Here is a 22,699-nt window from a genome sequence, read left to right on the forward strand (position 1 = left end):
GAGAAGAACGATGTTAGTTAGTAGACGAAAAGGACATGCAGCAAATCATATCGTCAGAATCAACGGAAAACGAATCGATCTGAAAGCATTAGAGCAAGTCATGATGCTTCATTTTCCGCTAAAGGAATGTGTGTTAATCCCTAAGAAAAATCAAGAAGGCAGCCTCTCGCTTGTGCTATTTGCACAGGCGAAGGACCCTTCGCTGACAAGAGAGGACTTGATGAAAGGCCCGCTTCATCCTCATGAAGTACCAGCCGCTCTCGTCTTATTGCCTTCCTTGCCAAGGGCAGAAAGTGGAGCCATCGATACAGAAGCACTGCTTTCGATCGACATCATTGATGAAGAGGGTTTAAGAAAGATAGAAGAGCGTACGAAAGCCATAGATGGAGTGGAGGAAGCGGCCGCTCTCATTGAAAGTCAGACAGAAAAACAAATGCCTTATCACCTAGATGATCTGTTTCCTAATCGGCAGCGTGCGCAAGGGAACATATCGATCTCGAAGAATGAAGAGGGCGAAACAAAGCAAGCATCCGCTCATGAAAAGCCGCCAGCACTTGTGTATGGCGGGGATGTCATCAAAAAACCAGGCACACCTGTCACACTGACAGAGGTGCTGATTCGATCAGCCTTTATGTCACCTGACCGCGGGGTGATCTATATCAAAGAAGGCGGGCGCACGTTGACCCAAACCTATCCTGAGTTACTCACAAACGCAGAACGGGTTCTGTCTGGTTTAAGGAAAGCAGGCCTGACAAACGGCGATCAAGTGTTACTTCAATTAAAAGATCATCACGATTTCATCACTGTGTTTTGGGGCTGTATTCTCGGTGGCATCATTCCGACTCCAGTCTCTGTGCCGCCTGTTTATGATGAGATGAATCAAGGAGTGAACAAGCTCAAGGGCGTGTTTCAGCTGCAAAATGAACCGTTTATTATTACAAACGAAGCAAGTGCTGAAGACATTGCTGGGCTGCGTGAGGCATTTGAGGCAAAAGACATGCCTATTTTAACAATCGAAACATTGCTCTCGTGTGAACCGGATGAACAGCATTATGAGCCAGAGCCGGATGAGCCTGTGCTTCAGCTGCTCTCTTCAGGAAGTACGGGTGTGCCTAAGTGTATCCGTCACAACCATCAAAGTATTTTATCTCGGATCATCTCCTTTGAGCAGACAAATGGCTTTACGCATGAGGATGTGTCGCTTAACTGGATGCCGCTTGATCATGTAGGAGGCATTGTCATGTTTCATGTGCATGACGTCTACCTTGGCTGCCAGCAGATTAGTCCATCCATCGATCAATTTATCGAGCGGCCGATGGTGTGGCTGGATTGGGTAGAAACATACGGCGTCACAAGGACATGGGCACCGAATTTTGCTTTTGCCATGATGAATGAATATGAGGACGACATTCGCAAGGGGAGCTGGAATCTCTCCACACTGACTTATATTATGAATGCAGCCGAAGCGGTTGTTCCAAAAGTGACGCAGCGCTTCATGCATATCATGGGTCAGCACAGATTAAGCCGCCATGCGATGGTGCCGGCGTACGGCATGTCTGAAACATCCTCAGCCATTGTTCAATCAAAGAAATTCATGCGGCATGATGATCAGGATGGACAGCTGACGATTGATCAGACCTCGTTAACAGGTGAGATCCAATACGTGGAGCAAGATCATCCGCACAAAATGACGTTTACAGAAGTCGGCGTACCTATTCCGTCTGTATGGATTCGGATTGTAGACGAGCATCATCATGTGCTGCCAGAAGATCAGGTCGGGCGCTTACAGGTGAAGAGTCCAACGATTATGATGGGCTATGATCAAAATGAGGAAGCCAATCAAGAGGTATTTGCGGAAAATGGCTGGTTTCACACAGGGGATTTAGGGTTTATTCACGAAGGGCGTCTTGTTCTGACAGGCCGGGAAAAGGACATCATCGTCATCAACGGAGCCAACTATTTGAATTACGAAATTGAAGCGGTTGTGGAAGAGGTGGACGGGGTTGAAGTCACCTTTGCCGCTGCGTACGGCATTTACAATCCCGAATCAAGCAACGACACGCTTGCCGTCTTTTTTGTCTCGCAAAAAGATTCGATAGAGGAACAAATCACGATGATTCAGCAGATTAGAGAGGCCATCATCCGAAAAATCGGGATAGAGCCTGATCACATCATTCCGGTGAAAAAAGACCAATTTCCGAAAACAGAGAGTGGGAAAATCCAACGTGCCCAGTTAGGTGCAGCGCTAAAAGAGGGAGTATTCCGTGACATTGAAAGGGCACTGGATCTTGCTTCTGAAAATGAACAAACACTCCCAGATTGGTTTTTCAAACGCACTTGGGCAAAGGAGCATATTGGTCCGTCTCAGCCTTCTGCTGATCATGTACTCGTTTTCGAGGATGAAAAAGGGCTGTACCAATCGCTTTACGCACAATTAGAACAAAGAAATCAGTCCTATGTTTCTGTGAAAAAAGGGCATGAATTTTTGCGTCTGTCCAAAGGAATGTATCAAATGAACCCGAGAATCAAGGGGGATTATGTCAGGCTCGCTGCAGCACTTGAAGCAGATGAATTAAAGACCGGGCAGGTGCTCCACCTGTGGAATGTGACAGACAAAGAAGCCAGCGTTGAGCCTGCGCAGTTCAAAGAAATGCATGCGAGTTCCAATCAATCTATTTTGTACTTGTATCAAGCATGGAGACAAGAAAACAAAGAGCCGATCCGGCTTGTCGTAGTGACAAAGGGTGGTCAATTTGTAAGCCCTGAAGACGATCTTCATGTGGAGAAAACGTCGCTCGTTGGTTTATTAAAAACCATCCTGCAAGAATGGGAAGGAGCAGAGGTGTCCCATATTGATATTGAAGCGGAGCATGTGGAACAGGATGCAAAGCACATTGCTGAAGAGCTGTCAGCGATTCATATAAAAGCGGAGGTGTCATACCGAAACGGGCACAGGTTCGTACCAAAGCTGGAAAAAGTCAATATGATGAAAGCACCTCAAACAGAAGGGTTTTTAGAATATGAAGGTCTTTATTTGCTGACTGGAGGTCTTGGCGGTATTGGATTTGAGCTGTCTAAGCAGATGCTCCAATTTGGCCTAAAGCTCGTATTGATTGGAAGGACATCTCTGGAAGGCAGCTTGGAAAAGAAAGAGGCGCTCTCACAGCTAAAAGACTTCGGTGACGTCATCTATGTACAAGCGGATGTGACCGATTTAGCTGATGTCGAGCGGGCGATTTACAAAGCAGAAAAACATTTTGGTCAATCGATCCGAGGCGTGCTGCATTTAGCTGGGGCTGGCAATGTGTCAGAGCATTTTCAGCATGCGGATAAGTATGCATTGGCTCATACGTCAGAAGAGGATTTCACAAAGGAGCTGTCAGGGAAAGCAGACGGAGCGTTTGTCCTGCAGGAAGCCTTCAAGCATGACCCGGCAGTACCACTCGTCTTTTTTGGATCGGTGAATGGCTTTTTTGGCGGCACAACATTCGGGGCATACTCTGCAGCCAACAGCTTTTTAGATGGACTTGCGCACGCTCTCACCTTTCAAGAAGGAAGACGGGCGATCTCTTTGAACTTCAGCATGTGGGATAATCTTGGTTTGTCTAAGGGACATACCGGCGCAGCGCTAACCGTTCGCAAGGGATTTCAATTGATTGGAAAGAAGCAAGGTCTCCATTCATTATGTCTAGGTGCCCGGCTGAATGAAGCGCATCTATTTATCGGCCTAGACGGAGCCAATCCAGAAATCGCTGAGTATCTTCAGCCAGCACCAATACCGACTTTTGAGAAAAAGCTTTTTTACACGGTTCAGTCTGGCAAAGAAGTGCATCTTGAAGATATCGCAGGCGTAACAAAAGGTGACTGGGATATTCAGCAAGTACAGGAAATACCGAAAAAACAAGATGGCTCTATTGATCATGAAGCCCTCAAGCTGAATCATCACAAAAATGGACAACCCCTTGAAAAACAATTGCCAGAAACGAAAACAGAGCAAATTCTTGCTGCCATATGGGAGGACATTTTAGACGTAGATCGTGTGTACAAAGAGGATCAATTCTTTGACCTTGGCGGGCATTCATTAAAGGCGACTCAAACTATTTCTCGGATCAATCATGAATGTTCAATCAAGGCGCCTTTAAAAATATTATTTGAAAGTAAGCATCTGGCCCATCTGGCGCAAATGGTTGATGACATCAAAGGGGCACCGGCTGTTCAGGAAGCCAAGATTCCAAAGCTTGAAAAGCGAACAAGCTATGAGCTGTCACATGCTCAGAAGCGCATTTGGTTCTTATCCACATTAGAAAAGAGCCATCATTACAATATATTAGGTGCTTGGAAGCTGACAGGACAACTGCACATTCAAGCGTTAACAAAAGCGATTGGTCTCTTAACGAAACGTCATGAAGCACTGCGTGCAACATTTAAATCGCTTGGCGGCAAGCCAGTTCAACTGATACGTGAAGACCTTCCGCCATCCGTCACAGTTGCGAATTTCTCATTATTTAATGAAAAAACGAGAACGAGAAGACTCAAGCAGCTTATTCAGCAAGAGGCAAACCGCGTCTATGATTTAGAAAGAGGACCTCTTGCGCAGTGGACGATTGTGGATATGGGCAATGAGGAATTTTATCTTCTTTGCGCGCAGCACCACATCATTTCAGATGCATGGTCGCTCAGCCTGCTCATTCAGGAGTTAGAAGTGGCATATGACGGGCTTCTTTCAGATGAATCGCCGCAGCTCCCGGCGTTGGAAATCGAATGGACAGATTATGTTCATTGGGAAAATGAGCAACTAACGCATCATCAAGCAGACCAAACCTATTGGCTCGATACCTTACAAGGTGAACTTCCAGTGCTAGAGCTGCCGTTTGACCGCCCTCGTCCGCCGGTTCAAACATTTAACGGCGCTACAGAGCAAATCGTCTTGGAAGAACCGCTTATCCGCCGTTTGCAGGCTTTGTCCAAGCAGCAGGGCACAACGCTGTTCATGACGATGCTGTCAGCATACTACGTCCTGCTTCACAAGCTGTCCGGACAGACAGATATCATCATTGGCTCGCCGATCGCAGGGCGAGATGCCAAACAATCAGAGAAGCTCGTTGGGATGTTTGTGAATACACTTGCGCTGAGGCAGGATATCTCCACAGCAGATACGTTTGCTGATGTCATGGAAAACGTGAAAGAGCTGACGTTAAAAGCATTTGAGCATCAGCGTTATCCATTTGACAAGCTTGTCGATGATCTTTCGTTGGATAGAGATTTAAGTCGATCGCCTATTTTCCAAGTGGCCATGGGGTATGTAACAGATTCGCTCAATGTAAACCTCAAAGGGCTGACAAGTGAACATGTGATGGTCCATCATACAGTGTCTAAATTTGATCTCACCCTGCATGTATTTGAACAGGGAGATCAGCTGTCGATCCATGTGGAATACAATACAGATTTATTTGATCAAGAGACCATCCATCGTTATATGAATTATTATCTTCATCTGCTAGATGGTATGACGGCTCAGCCTGAACGTACATTTTCTGACTATTGCTTAATGGACAAAGCGGAACAGGCCGCCATGATCATAGGAAAAAACCAAACGGCTACATCATATCCAAAACGGACCCTTCAAGAGCTGTTTGAAGAACAGGTGCAGCGTGATCCGCACCGTATTGCCTTGTCCTATTTGGAAGAGCACATGACGTATCAAGAGTTGGATGAGAAGGCGACACAGCTTGCTGCTTACTTGCAGTCTAAAGGAGTTGGACCAGGTTCACTGGTACCGATGCTTTTTGATCGTTCCTTTGACATGATTGTCTCGGTGCTAGGTATCGTCAAGTCTGGTGCTGCGTATGTTCCGATGTCGCCTGAATATCCAGATGCACGCATCCGCCTCATCGTTCGCGATACGCAAAGTGATGTGATCATCACTCAGTCTCATTTTGCGAGTCGTCTAGTAGGCTTTACAGGTACAAAGATTAACATGGACAAGCCGTTATCAGAAACAGATGCAGTGTATCAAAGAGAACAATCGATCATAGGGGAAGCCCAGCTGGCCTATGTCAACTACACATCAGGCTCAACAGGTACACCAAAAGGCGTGATGCTCCCTCATGCAGGAGTTGTCCGCCTGGTTAGAGAAACAAACTATATTGAACTAGGTCCAGATGACAAGATGCTTCAGCTCTCAAACTATGCTTTTGATGCCTTTACATTTGAATTATGGGGAATGCTGCTGAATGGCGGTCAGCTGATTCTGATCCCAAAATATGCCGCACTGAATATGGATGAATTATCACGGTTGATCAAAACGCATCAAGTGACAGCCAACTGTCTGCCAACCCCATTATTCAATCGGCTGGTGGAGCACGATCCAAAAAGTGTAGCAGGCTACCGCACATTACTTGTTGGCGGAGAAGCGATGTCTAGTGAGCATGCACGAAAGGTACTCCCACATATGGAGGGTGTGCTCATCAATGCTTACGGTCCAACAGAAAATACGACCTTAGCAACAACACATCAAGTCACGCACATGCCAGAGGGTGCAAGATCAGTTCCAATTGGTGTTCCGGTATCGAACTCAACTGTCGTCATACTAGATGAAGCGCTCAACCCAGTGCCAGCAGGCGTCAAAGGAGAAATCTATATCGGCGGCACAGGGCTGGCAAAAGGATACCTTCATGATCCAGAGCGGACGCAGGAGCGTTTTATTGACAATCCATTTCCTGAACTAGAGGGAGACAAGCTGTATCGTTCAGGTGATCTTGGTACATGGCGTTCAGATGGCACCATTGAATATCTCGGCCGAAAAGACAACCTCGTAAAAATTAGAGGTTACCGGATTGAATGTGGGGAAATTGAAACAGCTCTCCTCAAGCATCCGCAAGTAAAGGAATGTACAGTCATCGCCAAAACGTATGGCAGCTCTAAACGGCTGGCAGCCTACCTTGTCACAGACGGGGAGAATCCTGTTCCGGGCTGGAAAGCATTTTTGCAGGAAAGCCTGCCAGGCTACATGATTCCAAGTTACTTTATTGTAATGGACGAAATGCCAGTCACAACGAACGGAAAGGTTGATCAAAAAGCACTGCCAGAGCCGACAGAAACGATCTCTCTTTCCCAGGGTGATGACAAACCAATCACCGAAACGCAGCAGCGGATTGTCACAGCTTTCAAGGAAGTGCTTGGTGTCAAACAAGTAGGCATGCATGACTCCTTCTTTGATTTAGGCGGCGATTCGATTATGAGTATCCAGGCTGTTGCCAAATTAAAAGAAAAGGGGATTCGTGTTGATCCAAAATGGATTTTCATGCATCCAGCACCGGCTCAGCTAGCCGCACATGTAGACGCAATGCCAGAGGCCGGGGAGCATGTCGAAAGGTCTCCGAAGGACTATGTGATTGAGCTGAAAAAAGGCGATCCAGCTGAACCGAGAATATTCTTTGCACCGCCTGCCGGTGGAACGGTCATGGGCTATATCGATGTTGCTAAGCTGATGACACATCAAGGCGCTGTTTATGCCATGCAGTCTCCTGGCTTATATGAGGATGAAGAACCGCAATTCCTTCATTACACAGAGCTTGTCACCATTTTTATTGAAGCCATTGAGACCTTCTATCGACCAGGCATTGACTATCTAGCAGGGCATTCAATGGGCGGGCATCTTGCCTACGGAATGAATCAGCGGCTCTGCCATGCAGGAAAAGCGCCGAAAGGATTGATCATTTTAGATACGGTGCCCGTGCTAAGAGATGAGGCAGATCAGGCGCTCCATGCCGATATGAACGAAGAAGAAGTGAAAATGCTTGCGCTTGTCCTTGGAATGGGAAATCTCGTCGGCATCCAGCCAGAAGCATTACAAGGGCTGAGCTTCCAAGAAGTGAAACAGACAATACTCAAAGAGGCAGAAAAGGATGAAGTGGTTCATCAATTTATGAATGATCAATATTTAGATAAATATTTGCAAATGCAAACGCATAATACGATCATGTCACAAGCCATTGAATTAGAAAAAGAACCATTCCCTGTGCCGTTTTATATTGTACAAAGCAGTGATCACGCCATCGATTTCCAGAAGAAGTTCTCAGACTGGGAGGCTTATACGAAAGGAACGTGCTCGTATTATCACATCAAAGGAGACCATGTCACCATGATGAAAAGGCCGCAGGCAGATGAACTGGCACGGATTCTTCAAACGATTATAAAGGGGTAAGGACGTATGAATCAGTTATTTAAAACCTTTGAAAAAAAATCAGACCTTATTCAGCTTATTTGTTTTCCTTTTGCAGGCGGTTATTCCGCCTCGTACCGTCCACTTTTTGAACAGCTAAAAGGCTCTGCCGAAGTAACAGCAGCAGAGCCCCCAGGACATGGAACCAATCTCATGCCGCTCGAAACGAGCATTGACCAATTGGCTGAGCTGTACAAAGAAGGGCTTACAGGCAACCTGAACCGCCCATTTATCCTGTTCGGACATTCCATGGGAGGACTTGTCGTGTATAGACTGACGCAGCTGCTAGAAAAGGAAGGGGTCTATCCGGCAGCAGTTGTGATCTCGGCCATTCAGCCGCCGCAAACAAAACGGCAGATCCTGACCCATTTATCCAATGAAGCATTTGTTCAGCATATTGCCGAAATGGGCGGGATTCCAAAGGAATTATTAGAGAACAAACCAATGATGGATTACTTTACGCCGTCCTTACGTGCAGACTATCAGGCGCTGGAAACCTTCCAGCACAAAGATCAATCCGTCATCGAAACACCGGTTTATTTATTCAATGGAACACAAGATGAAAAATGCATGCAAGATGCAAACGGCTGGCTGCCATGGGCAAAGACCATCAAACGCACCAATTTCGATGGAGGCCACATGTACATCAACACACACCTCGAGCACTTCGCAGAACAGATGAGACATGTGATTGACCTTGCAGTCAAACAACAATTGATAAAGAAATAAGAAAAAACGGCCCATATTGGGTCGTTTTTTACTGAGGAATAATACTTGAAAACGCTGATATGGCCAAAGAAAATAAGAATAATAATACGAATGGGATGTAAAATTTATAACTTCTATTTTCTTGATTTTTCACGTAGGAATAGCACCATACACTAAATGAGACTATAACAAAAATATTAATATTCCACAAAAATGGAATTGTGATCGTGTGTTCAGCATTAGGTACATTAAAGAGGTATAAAATAATGACAATCAAGTTACCTATTAAGATGAAATAGTAAGATAATACCCCTCTTTTAAATATACTTTTATAGGAATCTTTTATTCCAAAAATTATAAAGCTTAGAAAAATGATTAATGAAAAAAATAAAACTTCTACTATAGGCTTGAATACTTCTCCAATAACAGCAAGAGAAATACCTATCCACTTACTAAATTCAATTATATCTTGATTTCCTTCAAGTTGCAGCTCAAGTAGATTTTTATTTATTTCATCCATTTTTAATATAGAAAGGATAAAAGCTATAATACCAGAGAGCATACATACTAATAAAATGTGTTTTTTCATAATAACACCCTTTAACAATATCAAATTTTTATGAAATAAAATTCAATAATAGAAGCAATAAATAAAAAGAAAACCCCGGTTATGAGCTGACTGAAATAGATTTTCCCTTTTGTTTTAAAAGAGATTTTGTCTTTAGATAGTATATACCGCATAATTTGCCTTGATATATCAAATGAGACAAAATAAAAAAGAAACAACCCGACAATTTCCACCGGAGAGTGGAAAATAATATAGTATAGTGCTATGTCAATTCCGTATATATACGTATACGATATGAAAAATGCACCTAGGAAAAACCCATTTAAAAAAATAATAATACTAGATAACAAGCCTAAACTAACTATTCCAGAAACTAATATAAGAATTGACACAAAAAGGTTATTAAAGAAAATTTCTTGATAGCTGTCAATATTTATGTTGTTTTTAAAATCAATACTATCTATAAATGTTGAAGCAAAAACACTTAAACTAAAACCTCCTAAAAAAAATATAATAAAAACCAAAAAAATTTTAAGATAATTTTTCAAAAAATTTCTTTTCGAGTTGATCTTCATGAAAAGTCACTCCTGAAGATTTTTTTTCTGAGTGAATAATAGTACCATTATCAATAAAAAGGATTTCATCGCATAAGTCTGCTGCAAATTGAATGATATGAGTGGAGAGCAAAATGATTTTGTTGGCTTCTTTGAAATTTCTTAAATGTTTCTTCATGTCAGCCATGTTTGTAGGATCCAAACCTGTAAATGGCTCATCTAATAAAATAATGTTTGGATTATGTAATATTGTTAGAATAAAGGACATTCTTTGTCTCATTCCTCTTGAAAGAGAAGAGGAACGCCGATGTGTTTGCTCTTCTAATCCATAGTTACGCAACATCTCATTGATCTGGTCATTTTCTAAAGGTTGTTCTACAAGCATAGATTGATATTTTACCAATTCAAAACAAGTTAAGTTTTCAAATAGAGTTGGATCGTCTTCCATATATCCTATAGATGAGAAATTTTGCTTGCTATGATTTATCAATATTTGGCCTTCATCAGGTTGTATTAACCCAGCTATCATTTCTAGAATAGTAGTTTTTCCAGCACCGTTTTTACCTAATAAGCCAATTATTGAACCTTCTTTGAAATGCATCTCAGAAATCATAACTTTAAAGTTAGAATCTTTATATTCTTTAGTTAGATTATGAAGTGATAACATACAATCCCTCACTCAAATAATGTTTTAAATGATTTGTAGTTTTTATTTATTGTTCTATCCCAAAATCTAATTATTAAAAATATAATAATAAGTGAACTAGTGACCATAACGATATTTGTTACAATAAAATATACTGTGCTATAGGATGAAATTACTGATAAAGCTAAAATGAAACCATAACAAATATTTAAAGTCAATTTACTAAGGGAACTAGGAACTTGATAAACAAATTCCCACTTGAAGTATGGAAATACGACAGTAGAACCTACAGTGCAAATAGCTACAAGTATACAGGTGTTTACTAAAGTGATTATCACGTATACAGGCTCATCTAGTTTTATTGTGAAACTTGAAAAAATGGTGTATAAAATACAAAACAACAAATGTAGTATGATAGATAAAATAACCTTATTTTTGATTTTATTTTTAACTAAGTTAGGTAATTTTCGTTTTAAAGGGAGAATGGGACCGTCAATATCAAAAGAAACATACGGTTGTATTGCATTTGATATAAAAATCATAGGAAAAATAACACTAAAAATAAATAAAAAATCATTTTCTATATTTAATGTTTCAAGTTGGTTCGTATTAACACCATAAAGAATTAAACCAAACAGTCCCCCGGATATTGTTAATATAAATAATAATACTGACCATTGAATAGGGGGATTTCTCATGAGGAGTGTAATTTCATAAAACAATATATGATTAAATTTTCTAGATGTCCCTTTTTGTTCTTTCGCTTTTTTCTGGAAATGGAAAATTGGCACATTACGAACGTTTCTTCTCCAATAAATCACTAAAAGTATACTAATGAATGTGAAGCCTAAAATAATATATATTGAATAGCTAGATAAAGAACTTTTTAATAAATTGAATTTGAATACAGTGAATACCCAAAGTGCAATGAGACCTGTAGTTATATATCCAATAGTTGATGAAATTGCGAAAAATTTGGGGTTTGAAAGTAGTAACAATACATGCAATCTAAGTAGGTAACCTAAGATGAAAGAAGTGATGGCCAGAGCTGCTAGTGTTAAAGATCCTTGAAACCCATGTATACTTAAATTTGTTAAGTAAGAACCTAGAATGAAGAATAATAATCCAACCATAATACTAAAAAACTTACTCATATCTTTACCGAAAATATATTGATCTAGCTGGAGTTTTAAAATAGCCATCTGTTTTTTATCTGAAGAGAAAAGTATCCTCATTAAACTCTTATCAATATTTACTGTGAACATTAATATAAACAACGATAGATAGATTATTGATAAATTTTTAACTAAGTAAGTAGTTAATACACCTAGTAATAGGGGAGTAATTATGTATAAGAAAGAAAAAAATACAAAAATGAGAGCATTATTACGTTGATGTCTTCTTAAATCATTGATTAACAAGATTTTTGTGTATGTTAAATATTTATGCATTTACAACACTTCCATTTTAAAGGTGTAAAGAGAAGGCGTTTACACCTTCTCTATAAAAATTCATTTTTTAGAAAGCAATAGCGTATTTAACCCCATATTTCCTAGCATAACTAATTACTAGAGAGGCAATAGCACCAAGTCCAAAAGTACCTAGGACAGCAGCAATAGCACCAACTGTACCAGCAGCATTTAGAATTGCACTAATAGAAGTTAATGCCCAAGTAGGTATTTGAGGATAGTTTGCTGCTAGATTTGCAAAAGGTGTGACTGGTTCAAGAGTCAATAAAATCATAGTTGTTAAAGTTAAAGTGAAAATAAGACTCAAGCCTAGGATTGCGAACAATCTATTTTTTAAACCCATTTCCATATTTAACACCTCCCCCCTTGCTTATATACCCATATTATACATAAAAAGGATTTTAGATAAATGGGTTTTTTGTACTGTATTTTCCAATATAATGGAATATTCAGATTTATTTTGATGAAATAACAGGACTGATGGCGAATTTATTCAGAAAATAACACCTCATAAACTTGTATTTTATTAATTTGATAATGATAATACTTCAGTAACTATCTATGAAGTGCGAAGTAAATAGAACCATTATGTAATTCTAACTATTTTGTTACAATATTTCTCGCTTGGATAAATAGAGGAAGGTGCATTGACCTGACAAGCAATCAACACTTCATCAGACATTAAAAAAAAGCGGTCCTCGTTTGAGAGACCGCTTTTCTTATGAATTCCGCTTCTTCACTACATTCCCACCAATCACTCCGCCAATGACCAGCACACCTCCGATGAGATGATACCAATCGATTGTTTCATGTAAAATGAGAACCCCAGCGGCGACCGTAATAAACGCAGATAAATTGTTAAAGATGCTGACCTTTGCCGCTTCAAGCTGAGAGAGGGCATAGTTTGATAAATATGCCGTGAGAAGTGAAGAAAGAATGCCTAAAAAGAGCATCGACCATACAAAGGATGCTTGTGTAAATGGGCTGAAAAATTGCGGCATTGTCCCGTTAACCGAATGCCGAATGAGCGCAGCGGCATTGAAGAAGACAAACCCAAAGAATGTCATCACGAAGGTGAGTTCAATCACATGGAAGCGCCGTGTAATCACCCGGGCAAATACACTATATGCACTGGAGGATAAGGCTGAAAGCAATATCAGCACATAGCCGATCATGTGTGAATGCTTTACATCAATTCCCTTCATGACAAAGAGAAGCATCACCCCGCACACAGAAAGAAGGGTAAACAGTACTTGTATCCATGTCGCGCGTTCCTTTAAAAACCACGCGGCCAGCACCATCGTCAGAATGGGAATCGTTGCCTGAATAATACCAGCCTCTGACGAAGAAGTATACATCAGCCCCCATACTTGAAAAGCAAAAAACAACACAGGGTAAAGCAAGGAAAACGGTACGATGTAGAGAAGGTCACGCCATTGAATGGAGAAGCGGTTCTTCTTTCGTAAAAATGGATACAGCAATAGTGCGGCTGCAAAAGAAATCGTAAAGCGGTGTGCCAATAAATCGATCGGGTTTGCTGATTCTAATGCAATTTTGACAAACAAAAATGAAAAACCAATAATCGTGGCGTAGCCTATCGCGGCAGCATACGCTTTCTGTTTTGAAATGTTCACAAGTTGACTCCTTACACGAGCATGCATGCTTCAGTTGAATTGACCGGTTCTGTTCTTCTATCGTAATCGGATCATCTAAGGTGTACAATAAGAGAACATGTTATCTGTACCGGTACAAGGAGGAAGCGGTGTGAGGAAATATGATCAGCTTATTCTCAGCTTAAAAGAGAAAATGGCGTCTGGTGAATACAGTGCTGGCATGAAGATCCCTTCCATTCGTCATTTAGTGGCTCAATATGGAGTGAGTAAAAGCACTGTCATCAAAGCACTGGACACATTAGAACGTGAACATCTGCTGTATTCTGTAGAAAGAAGCGGCTATTATGTCGTGAAAACGAAGCAGTCAGCGGGTAAACAGGATAGCACATGGATTGATTTTGCTTCATCTGCACCTGATCCCGTTGTGTTTCCATATGTCGATTTTCAGCACTGCATCAACCAAGCGATTGATTTGTATCAAAATGACTTGTTTATTTATGGCACAGCCAACGGCTTACCATCGCTGCTGCCAGTCATTTCTAAGCGATTAATGGATTATCAAGTATTTGCAAATCCAGAACAGATCGTCATGACCTCTGGTATTCAGCTGGCGTTATCCATTTTAAGCACCATCCCTTTTCCGAATGGAAAACAGACCATACTAGTCGAACAGCCTGGCTATCACCTATATCTCCAATATTTAGAGAAAAATCAACTGCCTGTGCGGGGGATTCAGCGGACGGAAAAGGGAATTGATCTTCAGGAATTGGAGCGTATCTTTCGAGAAGAGGAGATTCGTTTTTTCTATACGATGCCAAGGTTTCAAAACCCGCTTGGAACGAGCTTGTCAAAACAGGAGAAAAGAGCGATTGCAGCCCTTGCTGAGAAATATGATGTCTATATCGTTGAAGATGATTATATAGCCGATTTAGAATTCGACGCAAAAAGAGACCCGATCTATTCGTATGATCAGGCGGGTAAGGTCATTTATTTAAAAAGCTTCTCCAAAATCATCTTTCCAGGACTTCGAACAGGAGCAGTCGTTTTACCTGAGGAACTGATTGGACCTTTTAGTGAACACAAACGGCTCATTGACATCGACAGCTCCATGCTGTCACAGGCAGCCTTAGAAATATATTTAAAAAGCGGGATGTTTGAACGGCATCGAGACAGAATGCAGACAACCTATCGCAACCGATCCAAACAGCTGGTGACTTGTCTGAAAAATGATCAAATCGCTTATCAACTGGGAGAAGAGGAGCCAGCTACCCATACACATCTTCGTGTCGATCGATCAATTCCGATGAATCAGCTCATTCAGCAGCTGAAAAAGGCATCTGTTTCCGTTCAGTCAATCGGCCGCCACTACCTGTCGACCCATCAAAAAGACCCCATTCTTCAGCTGAACATCTGGCATGTGAAAGAAGACCAAATCACACGTGGAGTCGAATTGCTAAAGACAGCACTTCAGCAAATTGGGCGATATTAAAGACGGGACAGTACATCTTTGCAAGAGAGTATCTCAACACGTTCAGCCGCAGAAGGTTTTCGTGTGCACACCGCCATTTGGTAGGCAGGATCGAGTGAGTATGTTTGAACAAAGCAGGGCGCTTCATGATCAGGTAATGTCAACGTCGCCTGTCCATCCTCTGACAGACGGGCTGTAAAGGACGAAAGACCATAAGATAATCCCTTTCCAGTCAGCTTGATAAAGGCCTCCTTCATTGACCATAGATGAAAGAAGTAGGCTTCCTGCCGTTCTGCCGGTTGTGAAAGTAAATCCTCATACTCATCTGCTGAAAAAAATCGTTTAGCAATCGCTAGATCAATCGGTTTGATCTCCTCAATATCAATACCTACAGGTGCATCATCTATTACGCATACGACCCAATCACCAGAGTGAGAAAGATTAAAGTGAAAAGAAGGAATGTGCCGGACGACAGGCTTGCCATTGCCCTCTGTTGCAAAAACGATTTGATCAATAGGCAGATCGTACATATCATGGATCATTTGACGAACCAGCACCTCACCTAACAGGGTCCTTCTTGCATCGACCAAAAAACGAAAGCGCTCAGCCGCAGCACGCTTTGCAGGTGATACAAAGGGTTTCAGGCAATCGATTTGTTGTCGTGCACCTATTTCATCTAAGTGTAGTAATTGGATAGCAAATATCTTCATAAGAACCTCAATTTTTTACATTGATTGTAACATTGGTGAGCGCCGTACAAAAGGGAAACAGCCTCCTTTTCACTGAAAGCCTAAAATGACAGATGTAGGCTTATTTCATCTTATGAATATAAGAGAAATCTGTTTATTTATTTCAGCACAAGAAAAGCCATTCTTTTTGTAGAATGGCTTGTTCTTATCTGATAAGCGTTTGAACAGGTTTCTCTGCTGTTTTAGTAATAAGCAGCTGCAGGAGCCGTGTAGACTGCGGCAAGGAGAAACGAAGGACGATACCTGTAAAAATAGCAGTCAGAATCGTGCCAATGCCAATCGGTCCGCCGAGCATCCATGCAAATAAAAGCACTGTTAACTCAATGCCATTTCGAACCCACTGCACGTTCAATCCTGTTTTCGCTGAGATGAGCAGCATTAATGAATCTCTTGGCCCGGCGCCAAGATTGGCTGAGACATAAATGCCAACACCATACCCTGATACCACAACGCCTGTAATAAACACATATAAAGCGGGTAAATACCCATGTGGTGCAGGCAATACCGCATTAAAGAAATCTATAAACACGCCAATCAGCACCATGTTCAATAATGCGCCGATCTTTGGAAATGATTTCGTAAAAACAGAAGTCAGTGTCACGATCAGTGCACCAATAATGATGGACCACTGTCCAATCGTGAGTCCAAAGTGCTGAAACAGTCCGTAGTGGAAAGCGTCCCAAGGACCAATCCCAAGAATCTTTCCTTTCACTGTCAGCGATAATCCAAAAGCTAGTACGATCAATCCAACAAAATAAAAAAACCAACGTAAAAGATGTTCCCGCTTCAAAAGCATTCCCTTCTTTCTTAAACACTCGAATTCAATCGTAACATACTCCCACGCCCCTTTAAATGGCTTTGCTCAATTGTAATCGCTTACTTTTAAAAATATGAAAAAAGGCTGCTCTCATCACGTGAGAACAGCCTTTTTTCATCATACTGGATTCAAAATCCGGTTTAAGAATTGTTTTGTTCGTTCTTCCTTCGGTCGTTTGAAGATTTCTTCCGGAGGGCCTTGTTCGACGATGGCGCCGCCATCAATAAAAATCACTTCGTCTGCCACTTCTTGGGCAAACTTGATTTCATGTGTGACCACTGCCATGGTCCAGCCTTCTTTCGCTAGATCCTTCATGACCTTTAAGACTTCCCCGACAAGCTCAGGGTCAAGTGCAGAGGTTGGTTCATCAAAAAGCATGAGCTCTGGCTGAATGGCAAGTGCACGGGCGATCCCGACACGCTGCTTTTGACCGCCTGAGAGCTGGAATGGATACAGATCCTTTTTATCTTCAAGACCGACCTTTTGCAAGAGCTGGATGGCTTCTTTTCGAACCGTTTCCTTTGGACGGCGCTGTACTTGAACAGGACCTTCCATCACATTTTCAAGCACTGTGCGGTGTGGAAACAGGTGATAATCCTGAAACACCATTCCTGATTTTCGGCGAAGCTTCAGCAGGTCAGCTGATTTATTTTTTTTCGAAAAATCTATCGAGAAATCATCGAAGGTAAAGGAGCCGCCATTTGGTGTTTCAAGTGCATTTAAACAGCGAAGCATCGTTGTTTTTCCTGAACCTGATGGGCCAAGAATGGCTACAACCTGCCCTTTGTTGATCGTAAAATCTATTGACTTTAAAATCTCATTTTCACCAAAGGATTTCTTAAGACCTTTGACTGTTAGCATGTCGTTCCCTCCTTACCTTGCGACATATCGATCAAGTCGTTTTTCAATTTGATGCTGAACGAGCGATAGAATGAAGCAGAATACCCAATAGATCAGGGCTGCTTCCATATAAATGAACAATATCTGATCCAAGTTCGCTGCAGCAATTTCCTGAGACTTACGGAAAAGCTCTGCCACGAGGATTTGAGAGGCAAGAGATGTATCCTTCACCAAACTAATGAATGAATTAGATAGCGGCGGAATCGATACACGCACAGCCTGCGGTAAAATGACGCGGACGAGTGTTTTACGATGCGTCATCCCGATCGAATAACCAGCTTCCCATTGTCCTTTTGGAACAGACAGGACGGATGCACGAATAATTTCCGATGCATACGCACCTACGTTTAATGAAAAAGCAATAATGGCACTTGGATATGGATCCAGTGTGATATTAAATGTCGGAAAGAAATAGAAAATAATAAACAATTGCACAAAAAGCGGCGTTCCGCGAACGGCCGACACATAGATGGAGAAAATCCATCTGAGGGCTTTGATTTTAGACATTCTAGCAAGAGCTGTCACAAGCGCGATAAAAATACCAATGATAAAGGCAATGATGGCGAGGGGAATTGTATAATAAATCCCCTGCATCACCATTGGCCAAAAAGATTGCTGAAGAAGATCCCAAGGAATGGCGACTCCCAGGGTATTACTTTGTAACATCTTCACCAAACCATTTCTTAGAAATCTTAGCAAGTGTACCGTCTTTTTTCATTTCTTTTAATGCGCCATTCACTTTGTCAACGACTTCGCCGCTGCCTTTTCTGAATGCAAAGTAAGTTTCTTGAGGATCTCCTGTTTCAAATGCAACTTTTAGGTTTTTGTTCCCGCTTGTTTTCAAGTAATTCAATACAGCCAGCTTGTCATTGAACGTCAGATCAGCACGTCCTTGCTGAATCAATTGAATCGATTGTGCAAGGCCTTCAACGCCTTCAATTTTAGCACCAGCATCTGTAGCTAGTTTATTGTAATTACTTGTTAAAGATTGTGCTGCTTTTTTGCCTTTTACATCAGATAGTTTCTTGATGTCGTTGTTATCTGATTTTGTCACAACAATGGCTTGAGACGTTGTGTATTTATCAGAGAACTCATATTGATTTTCACGTCCAGTTTTACCAACTTGGTTCGCTACCACGTCAAAACGTTTTGAATTCAGTCCAGCAAACATGCTGTCCCATTGTGTTTCTTTGAATTCAGGTTTTAAGTCAAGACGTTTTGCTACTTCTGTGATGACTTCTACATCGTAGCCAGTTAATTTATCTGTCTTTTTGTCATGGAATGTGAAAGGAGCATAAGTACCCTCTGTTCCGATCGTCAGAACACCTTTATCCTGAATGGATTTCCAAAGGTCACCTGATTCCTTAGACCCAGATTGTTTATTCGCGTTGTCGCTTGCACCAGATCCACATGCCGTGATCAATGCAACACAAGCGCCTAACATAATGGCAAAGAACATTTTTTTCATTTTATTCCCCACTTTTCTTGTTGGTATTTACAACATATGATCTTACAGAGAAGCAACCTAAAAGTAAAGCATTTGAAACTAGCTTGAGCGAATCTCACCAACTTTATGCCCGCAACCCATTTCTTTCAAACCTCTAACGTCTATAAAGCCTATCATCTTTTATTTGTGCGAACATTACTAAAATAAAGACTTTGAGACAGTGACCATAGAAGGAAGAATATTTATTATAAAAGATGTATAATTAGTAGGTTGTTTTGAAAATGGAATGAATCACATGGAGACATGTTTTGATAACTGAGCATCTTAGAAGAAGGAGGGCATCATTGTGGATGTTGGACAAAATCAGCCCGAACAACTGAAAAGGGCGATGACCTCCCGCCATTTATTTATGATTTCACTTGGCGGTGTCATTGGGACAGGCTTTTTCTTAGGAACGGGCTATACGATTGGACAAGCAGGGCCAGTTGGAGCCGTTCTTTCTTATATTGTGGGCGGATTGATTATGTATTTAACCATGCTGTGTCTTGGAGAGTTGTCGGTCGCACTTCCTGTGTCGGGGTCGTTTCATACGTATGCGACGAAATTTGTCAGCCCTGCAGCGGGTTTTGCTGTCGGCTGGATTTATTGGCTTGGCTGGGCGGCAACGGTCGCCCTAGAATTCTTATCAGCAGGACAGCTGATGAGGCGCTGGCTCCCGCAAGTGGATGTGTGGATTTGGTGTCTCATATTTGGAATGTGTCTTTTCTTATTAAATGCCCGGTCGGCGAAAGCGTTCGGGGAGTCGGAGTTTTTCTTTTCAACCATTAAGATTATTGCGATTTTACTCTTTATAGGTGTAGGCGGAGCGGCGATGTTTGGTTTTATTGAAACAACGAGCGGTGAACCTGCCCCTTACTTCAGTCATTTTGTGAGTGATGGTTTGTTTCCAAATGGATTGCTCGCCGTTGTGGTCACGATGATCACCGTGAACTTTTCATTCCAAGGAACAGAGCTGATCGGGATTGCGGCAGGGGAAAGTGAAAACCCTGAAAAAACCGTTCCTCGTTCGATTCATCAGACGGTTTGGCGTACACTCGTCTTTTTCGTCTTATCCATCTTTGTCTTAGCGGGTATGGTGCCTTGGAAGGAAGCGAGTGTGCTGCAAAGTCCATTTGTTACTGTATTTGAGAGAACGGGAATTCCTTTTGCGGCAGACATCATGAACTTTGTCATTATCATCGCTTTATTATCTGTTGCCAACTCTGGCTTGTATGCATCGACGAGAATGCTGTATTCCTTATCGAAGGAAGGAATGGCAGGAAAAGCATTTAGACGCGTGAATCAGCGCGGTATTCCGATGAATGCCTTACTGCTCACATTCCTGTTTACAGGGATTTCGCTATTATCCGGGTTCTTTGCAGAGAAAACAGTATTTGCCTGGATCGTGTCCATTGCCGGCATGAGTGCCCAGACTGGCTGGATCACCATTACATTATCACAGATGCTTTTCCGCAGAAGATATCTTAAAGCAGGCGGAAAGCTGGAAAACTTAAAATTTAAAACCCCTCTCTATCCGGTTCTGCCAATTATTGCGATTACACTCAACACAATCGTTTTAATCAGCCTTGCCTTTGATAAGGAACAGCGCATTGGGTTATATGTCGGCGTCCCTCTCATGATCATTGGGTATGTCGTCTATCACCGCTATGTGAAAAAGCATCAGGCGAAAAGTGAACCGCTTAAGCTGCAAATCCATGGAGATGATGAGATCCGGTTTTAAACCAGAAAAAGAAGCCAACCCAATCGGGAGGCTTCTTTTTTCATTTAATGAATGCCTTTCATTGCTTTCTTGATCACTGGTGTTAAGAGCAGCATCACACCGCATAAAACGATGGCAAGCATTCCGATGATACCGAAATAGACGGTTTCTGGCACTTTATCAAACAGTTTGACCACTTGCGCATTGATCGCCTGTGCCATCGCATTTGAAAGGAACCAAAGGCTCATCGTTTGCGCTGAGAAGGCAGCAGGTGCAAGCTTTGTTGTTGCTGACAGCCCAACTGGTGATAAGCAGAGCTCTCCGATCACGACAAGGAAGAAGCTCAGAACGAGCCATAATGGGCTCACAAGTGTATTCGGACCAGACATGTAGGCAGGAATGATCATGATGATGAAGGATAATCCTGCAAACAGAAGGCCAAGTGAGAACTTAATCGGGGTAGACGGCTGTTTCTTTCCAAGCCTAATCCACAACCAAGCAAACACAGGAGACAGCAGCACAATAAAGATTGGGTTCAATGATTGGAACCACGAAGAGGCAAGTGTCATCCCTAGGAAATTCAAGTTTGTTCGTTGATCTGCATATGTGGCTAAAATGTTTGAGCCTTGTTCTTGAATTGCCCAGAACATCACCGCAGCAAGGAACAATGGAATATAAGCGAGAACCCTGGATTGCTCCACTGAGCTCGTCTTTTTACTGAAATACATGACGATGAAATACACAATCGGAATGAGCACACCAAGCACACTGACAAACCAAGTGAATAGATTAATCGTGAGTGCGCCTGTTTGAATGCCAATGACAACAAAAACAGCGAGCACAATGATGATCAATGTTCCGAAAATTTTGAAGTTCTTGCGTTCAGCAGCTGATAACGGATTTGTCACATAAGTGCCGGCAAGACCAAGGTTCGGTTTTTTCGTGATCACAAATGTAATAAGTCCAACAAGCATCCCAACGGCAGCAAGTGAGAATCCGAGGTGGAAGTTCACTTTTTGACCGAGTGTTCCGACAATTAATGGGGAAATAAAACCACCCATGTTGATGCCCATGTAGAAAATACTAAAGCCAGAATCCCTGCGAGGGTCCGTTTTGGTATACAGGTCGCCAACAATGTTTGAAACGTTCGGCTTCAAAAGGCCCGTCCCAATAATAATCAGTCCCATACTAATAAAGAGCGCTGTTGCTCCGCTTGGCAAAGCTAAAATGACATGTCCAAGCATAATGAAAACCCCGCCATAAAAGACCGTACTGGACGAACCGAATACTCGATCGGCGAGCCATCCTCCAATAATGCCTGACATATAGACAAGCGCACCGTAGACAGACATGATCGAATTGGCTGTCGTCTGATCAAAACCAAGACCGCCTTTTGTCACCTCTGTGTACATATAATAAATAAGCAGTGCACGCATGCCGTAATAAGAGAAACGCTCCCAAAATTCAGTGAAAAACAGTGTGTAAAGTCCTTTAGGATGTCCAAAAAACCCTTTTTGAGGAACACTTTTAACAATTTTATCGTGGTCAATTGTAGACATGGCATAGATCCTTTCTTAAAAAAAGAGATATGAGAAAAATGATATTCTTGTATAGTTCTTGTGTCAATATAAAACTATTCTAAAACAGGAAAATGTTAGTTCAATAGGCGTAAAGACTCAAAAAAATGAAACATTCTTTCAAGTGAGAATGGTCAGAAAGTTATATCGGAAGAATTTACTTAAAATTTGAAGAATTGTACAAGCAAACCTTTTACACA

The 22,699-nt window shown here is 41.8% G+C and carries 16 protein-coding genes; 4 read left to right on the plus strand and 12 right to left on the minus strand.

Going from position 1 to position 22,699, the window contains the following annotated elements; translation table 11 throughout:
- Positions 1 to 10: 10 nt before the first annotated feature.
- Together C6Y06_RS14195 and C6Y06_RS14200 are read left to right on the plus strand one after the other, a co-directional pair.
- Positions 11 to 8,206 (plus strand): non-ribosomal peptide synthetase, encoded by an 8,196-nt coding sequence (locus tag C6Y06_RS14195; RefSeq protein ID WP_106037085.1) that lies wholly within the window; start codon positions 11 to 13, stop codon positions 8,204 to 8,206.
- 6 nt (positions 8,207 to 8,212) lie between these two features.
- Complete coding sequence (locus tag C6Y06_RS14200; protein ID WP_106037086.1) at positions 8,213 to 8,953, plus strand: thioesterase II family protein; 741 nt, start codon at positions 8,213 to 8,215, stop codon at positions 8,951 to 8,953.
- A gap of 28 nt (positions 8,954 to 8,981) precedes the next feature.
- Here C6Y06_RS14200 and C6Y06_RS14205 read toward each other — a convergent pair whose 3' ends face one another.
- The 6 genes from C6Y06_RS14205 to C6Y06_RS14230 form a co-directional block, all read right to left on the minus strand.
- Positions 8,982 to 9,521, minus strand: coding sequence for a hypothetical protein (locus C6Y06_RS14205; RefSeq protein WP_060595521.1), 540 nt, complete (start codon positions 9,519 to 9,521; stop codon positions 8,982 to 8,984).
- A 20-nt stretch (positions 9,522 to 9,541) separates the two neighbouring features.
- On the minus strand, positions 9,542 to 10,075 hold the full coding sequence (locus C6Y06_RS14210; RefSeq protein ID WP_060595522.1) for a stage II sporulation protein M: 534 nt from the start codon (positions 10,073 to 10,075) through the stop codon (positions 9,542 to 9,544).
- Positions 10,032 to 10,721 carry an ABC transporter ATP-binding protein gene (locus C6Y06_RS14215; protein WP_034664125.1) on the minus strand — a complete coding sequence of 230 codons (690 nt, stop codon included), beginning with the start codon at positions 10,719 to 10,721 and terminating at the stop codon, positions 10,032 to 10,034. The genes C6Y06_RS14210 and C6Y06_RS14215 overlap by 44 nt, the downstream gene beginning before the upstream one ends.
- An 8-nt stretch (positions 10,722 to 10,729) precedes the next feature.
- Complete coding sequence (locus C6Y06_RS14220; RefSeq protein WP_106037087.1) at positions 10,730 to 12,151, minus strand: hypothetical protein; 1,422 nt, start codon at positions 12,149 to 12,151, stop codon at positions 10,730 to 10,732.
- A gap of 67 nt (positions 12,152 to 12,218) precedes the next feature.
- Positions 12,219 to 12,518 (minus strand): hypothetical protein, encoded by a 300-nt coding sequence (locus C6Y06_RS14225; protein ID WP_034664121.1) that lies wholly within the window; start codon positions 12,516 to 12,518, stop codon positions 12,219 to 12,221.
- Between the two features lie 370 nt (positions 12,519 to 12,888).
- Positions 12,889 to 13,803: a DMT family transporter gene (locus C6Y06_RS14230; RefSeq protein ID WP_060595524.1), complete on the minus strand. Its 915-nt coding sequence runs from the start codon at positions 13,801 to 13,803 to the stop codon at positions 12,889 to 12,891.
- Positions 13,804 to 13,933: 130 nt separating this feature from the next.
- Between C6Y06_RS14230 and C6Y06_RS14235 the strand changes: the two genes are divergently transcribed.
- Positions 13,934 to 15,271: an aminotransferase-like domain-containing protein gene (locus tag C6Y06_RS14235; RefSeq protein ID WP_060595525.1), complete on the plus strand. Its 1,338-nt coding sequence runs from the start codon at positions 13,934 to 13,936 to the stop codon at positions 15,269 to 15,271.
- Here C6Y06_RS14235 and C6Y06_RS14240 read toward each other — a convergent pair.
- The 5 genes from C6Y06_RS14240 to tcyA all read right to left on the minus strand — a co-directional run bounded on the left by C6Y06_RS14240 (position 15,268) and on the right by tcyA (position 19,184).
- Positions 15,268 to 15,960, minus strand: coding sequence for a 4'-phosphopantetheinyl transferase family protein (locus C6Y06_RS14240; RefSeq protein WP_106037088.1), 693 nt, complete (start codon positions 15,958 to 15,960; stop codon positions 15,268 to 15,270). The genes C6Y06_RS14235 and C6Y06_RS14240 overlap by 4 nt on opposite strands.
- A 184-nt stretch (positions 15,961 to 16,144) precedes the next feature.
- Entirely contained in the window at positions 16,145 to 16,789 is a 645-nt protein-coding gene (locus C6Y06_RS14245; RefSeq protein WP_034664112.1) for a YczE/YyaS/YitT family protein, read from the minus strand.
- 144 nt (positions 16,790 to 16,933) lie between these two features.
- On the minus strand, positions 16,934 to 17,677 hold the full coding sequence (locus tag C6Y06_RS14250) for an amino acid ABC transporter ATP-binding protein (protein WP_106037089.1): 744 nt from the start codon (positions 17,675 to 17,677) through the stop codon (positions 16,934 to 16,936).
- A gap of 12 nt (positions 17,678 to 17,689) precedes the next feature.
- Positions 17,690 to 18,382, minus strand: coding sequence for an amino acid ABC transporter permease (locus C6Y06_RS14255; protein ID WP_106037090.1), 693 nt, complete (start codon positions 18,380 to 18,382; stop codon positions 17,690 to 17,692).
- Positions 18,369 to 19,184 carry a cystine ABC transporter substrate-binding lipoprotein TcyA gene (gene tcyA / locus C6Y06_RS14260; RefSeq protein ID WP_003213831.1) on the minus strand — a complete coding sequence of 272 codons (816 nt, stop codon included), beginning with the start codon at positions 19,182 to 19,184 and terminating at the stop codon, positions 18,369 to 18,371. The genes C6Y06_RS14255 and tcyA overlap by 14 nt, the downstream gene beginning before the upstream one ends.
- A 325-nt stretch (positions 19,185 to 19,509) precedes the next feature.
- On the opposite strand from tcyA, the gene C6Y06_RS14265 reads away from it, so the two are divergent.
- Positions 19,510 to 20,943 (plus strand): amino acid permease, encoded by a 1,434-nt coding sequence (locus C6Y06_RS14265; RefSeq protein WP_081311447.1) that lies wholly within the window; start codon positions 19,510 to 19,512, stop codon positions 20,941 to 20,943.
- Positions 20,944 to 20,987: 44 nt separating this feature from the next.
- Here the strand turns inward: C6Y06_RS14265 and C6Y06_RS14270 are convergent, their stop codons facing one another.
- On the minus strand, positions 20,988 to 22,481 hold the full coding sequence (locus tag C6Y06_RS14270) for a peptide MFS transporter (RefSeq protein WP_060595527.1): 1,494 nt from the start codon (positions 22,479 to 22,481) through the stop codon (positions 20,988 to 20,990).
- Positions 22,482 to 22,699 lie beyond the last annotated feature (218 nt).

Source organism: Bacillus sp. MZGC1 (assembly GCF_002998605.1).
Lineage (GTDB): Bacteria > Bacillota > Bacilli > Bacillales > Bacillaceae > Bacillus.